Raw genomic sequence first — 13,038 nt, 5'->3', positions numbered from 1 at the left:
CTCCCTCAAATTAACCTAATAAATCTCTAACTCTTGACAACACATCTAAAACTGGTCGCACCGCGTCCACCACATCATTAATGTTATCGATAATATCCCCCAATTGTCCCTCTAACATTTCCTCGGATTTCTCCCCCGCTTCTCCCAAAGCACTGAGAGCCTCACTCAGAGATTCTGCACTTCCTAAAAGCTGACTTTTCGCCTCATCAACAAATTTATTAGTTATCGTATTGATAGCATCTTCGGAAGCCGTATCTAAGGCATTTTCCATCTCGGATGTCTGGTTACTGCTTTCCGATCGCAATGTCTCAAAATCCGAGGCAATTTGTTCGATTTTTGTCTGAATTTCACCTTGTAAAGCCTCGAATTGCTCAAAAAGGCTGTTTTTCTGACTATTAAAACCCTCCTGCAATTGTTCGATTTTATTGCGAAATCCCTCCACATTAGACTTAGCAGTTTCACTTTGGGTCTGGGTTTCCGCCTCTGATGTTTGCACCTGTTGGGAAAGTTCCAATAACCCCGAATTGGTTGACTCCGCCTCCGACTCTAAATCTGATAATATCTCGGCGGCGTGGCTTTTTAACTCATCTAACTTAGCTTTAATCTCCGTTAAAGTAGATTCGACTTTTTCATCAACTTGGGTAATTTTTTCCTGGAGACTGGTTAGGTTTTCTTTCGCCGTTTCTAGTTCACTCTCTATGGCTTCGTCGGTGCTGTTGAGAGCAGCGAGCATCGTTTCAAATTGAGCCTTCGCGGTGTCGCCAGCGACGGTTAAGTTATTATCGATCGCTGTCAGAAACTGCTCAACCTGAGTTACACTGATCATGGCTCGATCTACTTCCTCAGATAAGGCTTGGGTTCTCGCCTCATTCTGTTCGATTAAATCTTCAATGGTTGCAATATCTGCCATACTAACGTCCTGCCAATTTAATGATGGGGATGGGTTGAGAAAATTGCCGTGCTTTTATTATATGCTAACTCACACTGAGATGCCCACAATTACGTTACAATTTTTTATATAAATCAGGGCGGGTTTGTTTCATTACCATATTTATCGAGTTTTGGGCGAAAAATTTAGGTTTTTTTTAGAATTGACGAGGCAGGCAAAATCGATCATAATATATTCAGATAACTTAACTTAATCAGGGAGTGGACACCCTATATGGTGCATAACCCCCTCCAAATTATTATAATAGTTGATTGGATGAGTCGATATGTCTGAATCTAACCTAAACAAATGTGCTGTCATTAAATTGTGTATTCCCGGTGATAAACAACCAGATCATCCTGTGTTTCAGTATGATTTATCGACGGCTAAAGAAGTTGTTTTGGGTCGTGGTAAAGATGCTCAGATTGTAGTTGATTCTCTGCAATATACAATGGTATCGCGGTATCACGCTAAAATTAAGCCAGTATTAGAAGGTTCTGTGGAACTGTGGGAAATTGAGGATCTTAATAGTGTCAATGGCACTTTTATTAATGGTGCGCGTATGGCGGTAAATCATCCCCTCGAAGCAGGCGATCGCATTAAACTTAGTGAGGATGGACCCGAATTTGTCTTTGAATATCAAACCAAGCCTCAGCCGCCAACTTCTGATAATTCTCTCCCACCCATTGCGGAACCGATAATTGAGTCGGAACCTGAACCGATAATTGAGTCGGAACCTGAACCCATAATTGAGTTGGAACCTGAACCGATAATTGAGTTGGAACCTGAACCGATAATTGAGTTGGAACCTGAACCGATAATTGAGTTGGAACCTGAACCGATAATTGAGTCGGAACCTGAACCGATAATTGAGTCGGAACCCGAACCTGTAGCTGAGTCAGAAGGGGAAGAGCAAAAGAGTCAGAGTAAGATTTTCGGGATAGAAGCAGGGGAAATATCAGCGCCTGGTCGAAGTTTGTGGACTCTGAACCCAGAAGCGGATATCCGCACTTTAGGGGGACATTCTAACTCAGTGCGATCGGTTTCTTTCAGTGGAGATGGTAAAATGTTAGCGAGTGCGAGTGCTGACAAAACCATTAAACTTTGGAACCTCAGTAATGGAGAAGAGATCCGCACATTTGAGGGACATAAATCAGGAGTTAATGCAGTTGCTTTTAGTCCCGACGGTCAAATTATAGCCAGTGGTAGCCAAGATAAAACCATCAAACTTTGGGATATTAATACAGGAGAAGAAATCCAATCATTGGCGGGTCATAAAATGGCAGTTAATGCTATTACTTTTGCGCCGAATGGTGAAATTATCGCCAGTGGTGGTGGGGATAAAATCGTGAAATTATGGAACCGAGAAACTGGTTTAGAAACCCTAAATTTATCAGGACATAGACTAGCTATAACTGCTTTAGCAATCAGTCCGAATAGTGAAATTATCGCCAGTGGAAGTGGAGATAAAACCATTAAACTATGGCGGGTAACAACAGGGGAGGAAATCTTGACTATTGGGGGTGCAAAAACGGCGATTAATGCTCTGATGTTTAGTCCCGATGGTAAAATTTTAATTGCTGGGATTGATGATAAGACGGTGAAAGTGTGGCAATGGGAAACCGAGACAGAAATCCGCACAATTTCGGGTTATAATTGGCAAGTGGGAGCGATCGCCATTAGTCCTGATGGTCAAAATCTAGCCAGTGGTAGTGAAGACAATCAGATCAAAATTTGGTGTATCTAAGATTTACAAAATGTTAAAAAATTATCCCAATCCAGGGAAGATCTACTAAAATAGAGTAGGGAGTCCCAGTATAATAGCGGGCAGATTTATGGCTGAACTAACCTTAGAGTGGGTAGAAGAGGGAAGGTTGAATAGCACCAGCATTCGAGCCAACCAACCCAGCAAACATCCGGGAGTTTTCCGTATAGGTAGAGATGGGAGTCGCTGTGATTTAGTGTGCGTAGATCAGACGGTATCTGGTCTACATATCGAAATTTTTTTTAGTCCAGAGAATCACCAATTTTATCTACGATCGCTGCGGGAAAGTAACCCGCCAATTGTAGATGGTAAATTGCTACCTGTGGGTGAGGAACCCCTAAATAATGGCAGTCATATTCAGTTAGGAAATATAGATTTTAAAGTCACAGCGATCGCCGCTGGAACCCAGCCAGTGTCGGGAGGGTTAGAACTACCGCCACCACCACCGGAACCGCCGCCACCGCCGCCAGTTTCTCCGGTTAAGAAAGCATTACCCTGGTTGGGTGGAATAGTATTAATAATCGGCTTAGGATGGGGCGGCTTTTGGGTGTATAAATGGCAGGCTGCTGCACCGATCAGAAATGCGATCGCGGAGGCGGAACAAGCACGAAAACAGGGAGAAAGTTATCATCAACAGGGTAATATGGTAGCATCCCAGGAGTCTTATGAGACTTGTAAAACGGCATTAACCATAGAACCGACAACTACCGGGATGACACCTGTATTAAAATCCGAGTTAACAAGACTGTTAAAAAGTTGTGAGGATGGTCATGCTGCGGTGTTAATGAAACAGGCGAATAGTTTAGCGGAAGCGGGTTCTTGGCGGGGTGCGATCGATATGGCTTTACAGGTTCCCGAAAATACTTCTTCCTACTCGGAAGCGCAAAATTTCTTTAAGCAAGCATCTCAACGGATGGAGGAATTAGCGCAGGAACAATATCGCCAAGGTAATTATCAGCAGGCGGTAAAAATTGCTGAAGCTATCCCCGAAACGAGTCCGAACGCCGCGAGAGTTAAGCAAGAACTTTCCCAATGGGAACAGGAGTGGAATCGGAATGAGAATCACCTAGAAAATGCGAGACAGTCGTTGAATAGAGAGGCTTGGAGGGAGGCGATCGCCGAAACCGAAAGGGTAGCATTATTGGGGGAATCACCGCGACAAGATAGCGAATATTGGAAACAAAAAGTGCAACCAATTATCGATCGCGCTAATGATCAGAAACGGGAGGAAGAAAGACGCATTGCGGAACAACAGCGCCAAGAAAGGCTGAATGCGGAAGCAGCAGAAGCGAGGAGACTAGCGGAAGCCGCCAAGCGAGAAGCAGAAGCCGCCAAGCGAGAAGCAGAAGCCGCCAAACAAGAAGCGCAACGACAAACCAATCAGCCACAGCCACAGCCACAGCCACAGCCACAGCCACAGCCACAGCCACAGCCACAGCCACAGCCACAGCCACAGCCACAGCCGCAGCCGCAGCCACAGCCAGAACAAACCAATCAGCCACAGCCAGAACAAACCAATCAGCCACCCGCAACCACAGGAGATAAAGTTCCTCCATCTCCTCCACCAACACCATCAGCAATTCCTGAACAGGTAGAAGGTCCTCTGCTGTGGTAATAGGCTATATTAAAGTTAAGTTTTGGGGATTCGATTATGTCTTTAAAAACTGATAAAATCGCGACTAGAATACAGGAAATTCACAGATTTTTGGGGTTGAGAAGTGACCGAGACCCGGCTTATCTGGAAATTGCCAAAACCCTGGAACAGCTAGAGTCGGAGTTAAACAGCGGAAAACTGAGGGTTAAAATTGTTAGTAGTTCCCCGAAGATAGGCGAGGGTTTTTACAATCTATTAAGCGATCGCCCTAATTTGTTAGAATCCTATGAATGGGAAACTCAGGTAATCAGCCAAACCCAACCCCAGTTATCTCCAGAATTAATTATTGTTGATGGATTAAGCGGGTCAGAAATCCAGCGTTATCCTCTTTCGGAACATGAGATTATCCAAGTGGGTCGCCATCGTAGTTGTCGGGTAAAAATTGCCAATGAGTATCATTTGATTAGTAACAAACACGCGGAAATTAAACCCATTGTTAACGGTAATATTCGCGGCTGGGAAATTAACGATCTGAACAGTACCAATGGCAGTTTTATTAATAATGCACCCCTAGAAAATCATCATTTATTAAGTGCTAATGAATCGATTTTTTTGGGTTCTGCAATACCTATTACAGGCTGTATTTGTTTACATCTGCAAGCATCACAGCCAGTTAATCCATCAATGAACAATGGAGCCAGCGCCAAGGCGTTAACTGATGTGGATATACTATATATAATCATTGATGAGGAACAGCACATAGAGAGTCATAAATCGGCAATTCAGCAAGCAATTAAAAACCAAATAGAGCATATATTTATAATTTTAGATTATCAAAAATTTGGGGATATTTATAACAGTTTAAATGCCGAATATCCTGGAGTTGAGGTAATCGATTTATCAGGCAATTTGGCAGCAAATAATCCCGGAGATATTGAAGAAGAAGTTAAGCAGAAACTAGAGAAACATTATGATTTTTTAGAAAAACTGGCAGCCAATCAGGGGGAAAAATTATTATTAAAACGTTTCAGCCAAAATATTCTGGAAAAACTAGAGGCGATCGAACAGGTTTTAGAAGGAGAAATTGAGGCAATTAAACAGAATTGTCAACAAACGGAAGCACAGCTTAGTCTTTTACAGACTAATGATTTAAAAGATGATATGAAAAAGGCTTTAAAAAAAGCTGGAGATGAGAAAGACAAGTTTTTCCGAATGCTTAAAAATGACTTAAATCAATCAAAAAATAATTTATTAGATGAGTTTAGGAAAAGTAGTTTATTCTATAAAATCCAACAGTTTACTGATGATTTAAAATCCAGCGGAGTCCAGCGGAGCGCATATTTATATGTCCGACTACAAGCAGGAGATAATCCTAATGCTACGGGTCACTATCTGCACTTAAAAGCCATTCATGTTTGTCAAACAGAGTTGATAAAATGGTCTTCTGAAGAATGGCAAAGAATTGGTAATTTTTATGGCGGTGATGGTTTAAATGGGCTGCTAAAACGTATCTATGATATCCTGAACTTTGTGCCTAATTTATCATGGTCGGAATCCCTATTTCACCCCCCAGAAGATATAGATTTTAGAAGCATATTACAGGCTTCTGTGATTGAACCAACTTTTGAGAGTAGATATAAACAACCGAGTTTGTTCGGTTATTTATTTAAAAATCTGAAAGGTCAGGTAATATCTGGTGTGGGAACTATTATGCTGATGGGTAGTTTATTTATTCCAGCGGGTGGGGATGTCAAAGGTAGGATAGTGGCGATATTGTTACCTATTTTTATGGTGACTACGCTGATATCTTATCATCAAGATAAAACCGCGAAAATCCAAGATAATACTGAAAAACTCAAGAAAGATATGAATAGCTATTATCAATCTTTCATTAAAAATGTCAGCAATAATATTGTCCAAAATATGGGCTATGCTTTAGAACAGGAAGAAAGAAGAATTAGAGATGATTTAGAGGCGGTTAATGAGTGCTATAATGCTTATTTACTCAATCGCGAAAAACATCAATTAGAGTTGCGGATGCAAAAAGACCAATATCAATCGAGCCAACGTAATTTAGAAAAAGATTTGGCGGAAGTGCAAAAATTCAAGAGACTTTAGTTATTAGTCGGGGGAGATTTTCACACCTAAGCGAGTTAAGTCTAACGCATATCCCCCAGTGACTAAATAAACGGAATCAGCATGAGTCCCGACCAAGCGGACTAAACCCCCTAGGCGATCGCGAAAAAGGCGGCCCAAGGGATAAGGGGGAACCAACCCCCAACCGACCTCTTCAGCGACTAAAATCACAGGTCCAGTGACGGTTAATAAAACCTGTAATAACTCGGTAACCGCCTGTTCCCATTGTGATTCTTCCCAGTCCAATAAATTAGCCAACCAAGTCCCGAGAGAATCTACTAAAATACAATTATCCGCCGTGGCGACAGATGCTAAAGTAGTTGATAATGTGATAGGAACCTCTAAAGTTGTCCAATCGGAAGGGCGACGATCGCGATGTTTTTGAATGCGATCGCCCCATTCCGGATCGTGATCATCAAAACCAGATGTAGCTATATAAATCACCGACTTGCGGTAATTTCTAGCGTAATTTTCCGCCCAATTTTCCGCCCACTCACTCTTACCCGATCGCACCGGACCAGTTACTAAAATTAATCTTTCTGTATCAGTCATCCCAATTTTTTGCGAATTGTCAACAGTTACCAAAACCACAGGTCAGCCAACCATGTCTAAATGGAAACTAACAACCGAATTTACATTCGATAGCGCCCACTATATCAAAGATTACAACGGCCCCTGTGGTCGCCTCCATGGACACACCTATAAAGTGCGAGTAGAAGCCACATCAAACCAACTGCATTCCTCCGAATTTTGTCCCCACCCGGTGATGGTTGCCGACTTCCGCAGCCTGCGATGGGCCAAGAAAGATGTCAGCAAAGGCGGACTTGATCACGGTCTTCTCAATGAAATATTACCCCCAAACTACGAAACCACGGCCGAAATGATTGCCAAATTTATCTATGATGAAACCAAAAAGCGAGTCCCAGAGGGAGTACAGCTAAAAGTCATGGTTTCCGAAACAGCCAATTCCTGGGTTGAGTATGAAGACGAAACCTGATTTATCGAAAATTTTGGGTTTAAAACCCCGTCGTTCTACGACGGCTTTTCTTGGTTTTTAATGTAAGACTTCAGAACCTCTAATGGTGCGCCACCGATTGAAGATACAAAATAACTAGGCGACCATAAAGATTCTTTTCCGTAGGGTTTAGGGAATCTGGCTTGCCCATATCTACGACTGTCAACTCCTTTAAAAGCAAAAACTATGACAGAAATAGAGAGTTGAGGAGGGTATTCAACTAAGGTATGAATATGGTCTGACTCCCCATGAAATTCCAGGACTTGAAAATTCATTTTTTCAGCCACTTCTCGAAAAGACTTCAGGATTAACATCAGGCTCTCCACTGTCAAGATTTGGCTACGATACTTAGTCACACAGACCAAATGAATCTTTAAATCCGAAACAGACGCTCTTTTCGTCAAAGGCTTGACATCTACCAGACTCCTAGCTATAATTAATGCACGCCAATACAATTTGACAGTATGAAGCTAAGATATCGATATCGAATTTACCCAACAGACCAACAAAAGAGATTGATGTCTCAATTGTTCGGATGCTGTCGGGTAGTATTTAACGATGCCTTAGCATATTGTCAAGAACAATACCGTGCGGGTAACAAAAAGCCTAATATCAAGGAACTTTCTCAAAGACTTACAGAACTCAAAAAAACCGAGGAGAAAATCTGGTTGGGAGAAGTTTCTTCTATTCCCTTACAACAGTCTTTAAGAGATTTAGAGCAGGCTTACTCTAACTTTTTCAAATCCTGTAAAGGACAAAGAAAAGGCAAGAAAGTTAAACCTCCCAAGTTTAAAAAGCGTAAATCTAAGCAATCCGCTAGATTTATGGATAATGGTTTTAAAATCTACCTTAATTCCGATTACATTTACATCGCTAAAATTGGTGATATTAAAGTAGTCTGGAGTAGAGAGTTACCCACAAAACCTTCTAGTGCTACCTTAATCGAAGACAGTGCTGATAGGTATTTTGTCAGTTTTGTTGTTGAGTTTAATCCTCAACCCTTACCGGAAAACCAAAATTCTGTAGGAATTGATTTAGGAATCACTGATTTTGCCACATTAAGCAATGGTGAGAAAGTTAAATCTCCTAAGCCTTTAAAGAAACAACTAAAGCGTTTAAGAAGATTACAACGTAATTTATCAAGGAAACAGAAAGGCAGTCAAAGAAGGGAAGTTGCTAGAAAGAAATTAGCTAAACTTTACGCCAAGATTTCTGATATCAGAAACGATTTTCTTCAGAAATTGTCAACTCGGATTATTCGTGAAAACCAAACGATAGTCTTGGAAGATTTAAAGGTTTCAGGGATGATGAAAAACCGAAAACTATCCCGTGCTATTTCTGATTTGGGTTGGCGCAGTTTTAGAACAATGCTAGAAGTTAAATCTGTTATGTACGGGCGTGATTGTCGTGTCATTGATAGATGGATTCCCACTTCTCAAACCTGTTCTGGCTGCGGTTTTCGCGGTGGCAAAAAAGAATTAAATATGAGAGAGTGGACTTGTTTAAATTGTGGCACATCTCATGATAGAGATGTTAACGCTGCGATTAATATTAAGGTCGCCGGAGGGCATTTGGAGACTTTAAACGGATGTGGAGAGAGGGTCAGACTTTCTGTAAAGAAAGCACATCTCAATGAAGCGTCAACCCGTCCAGCATTTCAACAATTGTCAATCTTTGATTTGTTGAAATAGATGGAAAGCCCCGTTAGCGCACGCCGGGGCGGATGTCAAAATAGGCAAAGACCTTGGTTTTATCACATGAAAGTTCAATTTAATATTATCCGGCAAACTGCTTCAAGCGCGCCACAGGTGCAAAGTTATCAGTTAGATGTTGATCCAGCTACTACGATTTTAGATAGTCTAAATCGGATCAAATGGGAACTTGACGGCACTTTAGCTTTTCGCAAAAACTGCCGAAATACCATCTGTGGTAGTTGTTCAATGAGGATTAATGGTCGCGCCGCCCTAGCTTGTAAAGAAAATGTGGCCAGTGAAGTCAAACGCCTACAAGACATTGCTGCTGCTAATTCCAGTTATACAGGCGGCGATGAGATTCCTGTATTAACCATTGCGCCCATGGGTAATATGCCTGTAATCAAAGACCTAGTGGTGGATATGACCCAATTCTGGGATAACCTGGAAGCGGTGGAACCCTACGTTAGCACACAGGCGCGTAAAATTCCTGAGCGGGAGTTTCTCCAGACTCCTGAAGAAAGGGAAAGTTTGAATCAGAATGGCAATTGTATCCTCTGTGGCGCTTGTTATTCTGAATGCAATGCGAAGGAGGTTAACCCGACTTTTGTCGGTCCTCACGCCCTGGCTAAGGCTCAGAGAATGGTTGCTGATTCTCGTGACGCACGCACTGAGGAACGTTTAGAACAGTATAACCAGGATATTCAGGGAGTTTGGGGCTGTACCCGTTGCTACAACTGCAATACGGTTTGTCCCATGGAGGTGGCTCCTATGGATCAAATTGGTAAGATTAAGCATGAAATACTAGAACGTAAGCAGCCGTCTGATAGTCGTCCTGTGCGCCACCGTAAGGTTATGGTTGAACTGGTGAAGCAGGGCGGATGGGTTGATGAGCGTAAATTTGGCTTAATGGTGGTGGGTAACTACTTACGAGATGTCCAGGGTATTCTCAGTATTGGTCCTTTGGGGGTTCGGATGCTTTTACGGGGTAAGTTTCCGTTTAGTTTTGAGCCTTCTGAGGGAACTAAAACAGTGCGATCGCTCATTGAGTCTGTCCAAAGTTTGGAGAAGGAAAAGCCTTAATTTCTCTGAACAATTAGCAGATTAAGTTAGCAGATTAAGCTACTAGGGTGGGTTGAGCAGTCTCGCATAACCCGCCCTGATGGTGTTTATAAATTCGCCGAAATCAACTATTTTCTGTGGCTTTAGCTAGACGGTTAGCTAAATCGATGATATCCTCTCGACGCGCGATCGCCTCTACCCACTCGGAAGGTATTTGTTCAAAGCCATAATAAATCCCCCCTAGACCTCCTGTAACCGCGCCAGTCGTATCGGTATCAGACCCTAAATTAACTGCTGTTAGGACAGCTTCAGCATAGGAAGAACTGTTTAATAGACACCACAGAGATGCTTCTAAGGTATGAACTACATAACCATCAGAGGCGATCGCCTTTTCTGGTAAACTTTCAATTTCACCAGTCCACACTCGTTCAAACTCCGATAATTCCGACTTAAAGGGTGGTTTAGTATAAATAGCTTCAACCGCTTTCAGTCCCTCAATATAGGCGGTTTTGATATCCAGACCCTGTAATAAACCCACAGCAATACTAATGTAAATACCACAAGCAATTTGCGATCGCAGATGACCATGGGTAAGCCGAGAACAGTCGTGAACCCGTTTAATTAATTCCGCAAATTCCAGGGACTTATAACAATAAGCTAAAGGTAAAATTCGCATTAATGACCCATTACCATTATCACGAATATCTGTTCCTCCGGCTGCTATAGGTTCCACCCCTTCACGCAATCTACTAATCGCCCTGCGAGTAGCCCCACCTATATCAAACGCATTACCATAAGGTGTCCAGTAACCCTCATAAATCCACTTACAAAAAGCCTTAGCTATCTCATGCAAATTATAGCCATTACAGAGACTTTCAGCCAAACAAAAAGTCAGAGAACTATCATCAGACCAAGTTCCTGGGGGTTGATTGTAAGTACCATAGCCGACCATAGTTGTGATCGGGTTGTCTTGACAATCACTGCGGCTATAAAATTCTACCGTAACTCCCAGAGCATCGCCTACACAGACTCCCATTAAACCAGACAAAACCGGAGAATATTGCATCATTTTACCTCGGTTGACTTGCTAACTTTTTGCCTCAAATTTGCCAATTCTTCGGAAATTTCAAGGGTCGGGAAAATCGGATAATCAAACCTACGACATTCTGGGGGAAGACTGGCGACAGAGGCGGCGGTGCGTTCAGCAATGGCGGCTAAAGGCTCTGGCTGATTGACCAGTTTTCCGTCTTTCATGACCAACTGCAATAAGCCGATAGATGATGGATTAATACTCTCGCTTTCATCAATTAAACAGAGGCGATCGCCTTTCATTTTACCCCCTTCCATGAGTCGATAAATTTGCTTACGTCCCGGATAAGTCACCTTACTACTAGACTCTTTCATCACCGGAATACCATCAATTTCTACCAGCTTATAAACCCCATTAACCGGAGTTCCACTCACCAGTTTAGTCCCAATTCCGTAGCCATTAATAGGAGCCTCAGCCCCTTTTAAACGAGCAATTTCTACCTCGTCAATATCCCCACTAGCAAAAATTTCCACCTCCGGTAATAGCGATCGCACTTGCTTAGATAATTCTACCATATCTCCTGAGTCTAATCTTACCCCCTGCACCTTAATTTTACCAGCTTTGACCTGTTCAGCTAACCGTTGTGCTGCTTTCAGCGTGTCATAGGTATCAATTAACAAAGGTGCGCCGGGGAAATAATGGTGAAAAGCCTCAAAAGCCGCATCTTCATTTTCATCAATAGCAGCGATCGCCATTACCAAAGCATGAGCCATTGTCCCCCTTGGTTTTCTGCCTAATTTCAAAGCTGCCAACACATTAGAAGTACCATCAAAACCCGCCCCCAAAGCTGCTCGCGCCGCCCACAAAGATGCTTGGGGACTAAAAGCCCGACGAGTTCCAAATTCTAATAATTTGGCATCAGGTCCCGCTGCATCGCGCATTCTCGCTGCTTTCGTAGCAATTAAAGTTTGATAATTTATAGTATTTAACAAGTAGGTTTCTACAATTTGAGCTTGCCATAAAGGTGCTTCAATTCGCAAGATTGGTTCATTCGCAAATACCGCCGTACCTTCCGGTACAGCCCACACATTACCGCTAAATGTTCCTTCTGCTAACACCGACCAAAAGCGATGATTAACATTCCTGAAAATCCCCAAAGATTTCAGTTGTTCAATTTGAGATGAGTTAAATTTGAGGTTTTCTAAATAGTCTAATGCTTGGGTTAAACCCATAGCTATTAAGTAACCAAAGTTATCCGGTAACTTTCTGGTGAATAGTTCAAAACTGGCGGGTTTATCCTCAATTCCTTCCCCCACATAACAGGCTGTCATTGTTAATTGATACAGGTCTGTTAGTAAGCTATACTCATCAGGACTTAAAGACATAGCACGGTCTTCTGATGCAAAGTCCATGGGTTAGATACCTTGATATATATACTGTCTTTTCTAATTATATAGGAATTGGCGATGTACATCTAAACTACCCTCGCCCTATTCTCCCCCTATTCTCGCCCTATTTGAGACAGGGGTTGGGGTGAAGTGAGGGCGACAGATATCATGTAGGGGCGCGCCTCCGCTGTTAATTAGATATAACACCCAGAAGATTAATAAACCTAATAAACCCCCCCCTGTGCGGTGAGGGAAATGTACGGTGCATATAATAAATCCCAGAACCCCCCCAAAGATTAACCATTAATTAAGATTTGGTTAATTTTGGCTAAATTCCTGGTCAGAGCATTAAACCATGATAGAGTAATAAATATAAACTAGCATCTACAGAAGGTTAACCGCTAACTATCACACAATGAGTTAGGTTGA

At 42.3% G+C, this 13,038-nt stretch carries 11 protein-coding genes; 6 read left to right on the top strand and 5 right to left on the bottom strand.

The features are described 5' to 3' along the window. Positions 1 to 10: 10 nt before the first annotated feature. Positions 11 to 910 (bottom strand): hypothetical protein, encoded by a 900-nt coding sequence (locus N39L_RS29455; RefSeq protein ID WP_006616769.1) that lies wholly within the window; start codon positions 908 to 910, stop codon positions 11 to 13. 304 nt (positions 911 to 1,214) lie between these two features. On the opposite strand from N39L_RS29455, the gene N39L_RS29450 reads away from it, so the two are divergent. The 3 genes from N39L_RS29450 to N39L_RS29440 all read left to right on the top strand — a co-directional run bounded on the left by N39L_RS29450 (position 1,215) and on the right by N39L_RS29440 (position 6,405). After that, positions 1,215 to 2,675, top strand: a complete 1,461-nt coding sequence (locus tag N39L_RS29450) for a WD40 domain-containing protein (protein WP_014277162.1) — start codon at positions 1,215 to 1,217, stop codon at positions 2,673 to 2,675. 88 nt (positions 2,676 to 2,763) lie between these two features. Beyond that, positions 2,764 to 4,308 carry an FHA domain-containing protein gene (locus N39L_RS29445; protein ID WP_014277161.1) on the top strand — a complete coding sequence of 515 codons (1,545 nt, stop codon included), beginning with the start codon at positions 2,764 to 2,766 and terminating at the stop codon, positions 4,306 to 4,308. Positions 4,309 to 4,344: 36 nt separating this feature from the next. Next, entirely contained in the window at positions 4,345 to 6,405 is a 2,061-nt protein-coding gene (locus N39L_RS29440) for an FHA domain-containing protein (protein WP_006616306.1), read from the top strand. A 3-nt stretch (positions 6,406 to 6,408) separates the two neighbouring features. On the opposite strand, the gene cobU is transcribed toward N39L_RS29440, so the two are convergent. Beyond that, entirely contained in the window at positions 6,409 to 6,975 is a 567-nt protein-coding gene (gene cobU / locus N39L_RS29435) for a bifunctional adenosylcobinamide kinase/adenosylcobinamide-phosphate guanylyltransferase (protein WP_035736838.1), read from the bottom strand. Positions 6,976 to 7,027: 52 nt separating this feature from the next. On the opposite strand from cobU, the gene N39L_RS29430 reads away from it, so the two are divergent. Further along, complete coding sequence (locus N39L_RS29430; protein ID WP_006616308.1) at positions 7,028 to 7,420, top strand: 6-pyruvoyl trahydropterin synthase family protein; 393 nt, start codon at positions 7,028 to 7,030, stop codon at positions 7,418 to 7,420. A 35-nt stretch (positions 7,421 to 7,455) separates the two neighbouring features. On the opposite strand, the gene tnpA is transcribed toward N39L_RS29430, so the two are convergent. Continuing rightward, entirely contained in the window at positions 7,456 to 7,842 is a 387-nt protein-coding gene (gene tnpA, locus N39L_RS29425; RefSeq protein ID WP_014277160.1) for an IS200/IS605 family transposase, read from the bottom strand. A gap of 114 nt (positions 7,843 to 7,956) precedes the next feature. Here tnpA and N39L_RS29420 point away from each other — a divergent pair, with 114 nt between their 5' ends. Together N39L_RS29420 and N39L_RS29415 are read left to right on the top strand one after the other, a co-directional pair. Beyond that, on the top strand, positions 7,957 to 9,129 hold the full coding sequence (locus tag N39L_RS29420) for an RNA-guided endonuclease InsQ/TnpB family protein (protein ID WP_231852023.1): 1,173 nt from the start codon (positions 7,957 to 7,959) through the stop codon (positions 9,127 to 9,129). A gap of 66 nt (positions 9,130 to 9,195) precedes the next feature. After that, positions 9,196 to 10,212: a succinate dehydrogenase/fumarate reductase iron-sulfur subunit gene (locus tag N39L_RS29415; protein ID WP_014277158.1), complete on the top strand. Its 1,017-nt coding sequence runs from the start codon at positions 9,196 to 9,198 to the stop codon at positions 10,210 to 10,212. A 103-nt stretch (positions 10,213 to 10,315) separates the two neighbouring features. Here the strand turns inward: N39L_RS29415 and N39L_RS29410 are convergent, their stop codons facing one another. Together N39L_RS29410 and N39L_RS29405 are read right to left on the bottom strand one after the other, a co-directional pair. Continuing rightward, positions 10,316 to 11,257: an ADP-ribosylglycohydrolase family protein gene (locus N39L_RS29410; RefSeq protein ID WP_081471256.1), complete on the bottom strand. Its 942-nt coding sequence runs from the start codon at positions 11,255 to 11,257 to the stop codon at positions 10,316 to 10,318. Further along, on the bottom strand, positions 11,257 to 12,633 hold the full coding sequence (locus N39L_RS29405) for a nicotinate phosphoribosyltransferase (RefSeq protein WP_006617181.1): 1,377 nt from the start codon (positions 12,631 to 12,633) through the stop codon (positions 11,257 to 11,259). The genes N39L_RS29410 and N39L_RS29405 overlap by 1 nt, the downstream gene beginning before the upstream one ends. Positions 12,634 to 13,038: the final 405 nt, after the last annotated feature.

It is taken from the genome of Limnospira platensis NIES-39 (assembly GCF_026000695.1).
In the GTDB taxonomy this organism is placed as follows: Bacteria; Cyanobacteriota; Cyanobacteriia; order Cyanobacteriales; family Microcoleaceae; genus Limnospira; species Limnospira platensis.
This window is presented reverse-complemented; position numbering and strand designations above follow the sequence as displayed.

Bases quoted from the DNA above. Each gene is read 5' to 3' on its own strand.
- N39L_RS29455 (WP_006616769.1), bottom strand. From the start codon at position 910: ATGGCAGATATTGCAACCATTGAAGATTTAATCGAACAGAATGAGGCG.
- N39L_RS29450 (WP_014277162.1), top strand. From the start codon at position 1,215: ATGTCTGAATCTAACCTAAACAAATGTGCTGTCATTAAATTGTGTATT.
- N39L_RS29445 (WP_014277161.1), top strand. From the start codon at position 2,764: ATGGCTGAACTAACCTTAGAGTGGGTAGAAGAGGGAAGGTTGAATAGC.
- N39L_RS29440 (WP_006616306.1), top strand. From the start codon at position 4,345: ATGTCTTTAAAAACTGATAAAATCGCGACTAGAATACAGGAAATTCAC.
- cobU (WP_035736838.1), bottom strand. From the start codon at position 6,975: ATGACTGATACAGAAAGATTAATTTTAGTAACTGGTCCGGTGCGATCG.
- N39L_RS29430 (WP_006616308.1), top strand. From the start codon at position 7,028: ATGTCTAAATGGAAACTAACAACCGAATTTACATTCGATAGCGCCCAC.
- N39L_RS29420 (WP_231852023.1), top strand. From the start codon at position 7,957: ATGTCTCAATTGTTCGGATGCTGTCGGGTAGTATTTAACGATGCCTTA.
- N39L_RS29415 (WP_014277158.1), top strand. From the start codon at position 9,196: ATGAAAGTTCAATTTAATATTATCCGGCAAACTGCTTCAAGCGCGCCA.
- N39L_RS29410 (WP_081471256.1), bottom strand. From the start codon at position 11,257: ATGCAATATTCTCCGGTTTTGTCTGGTTTAATGGGAGTCTGTGTAGGC.
- N39L_RS29405 (WP_006617181.1), bottom strand. From the start codon at position 12,633: ATGGACTTTGCATCAGAAGACCGTGCTATGTCTTTAAGTCCTGATGAG.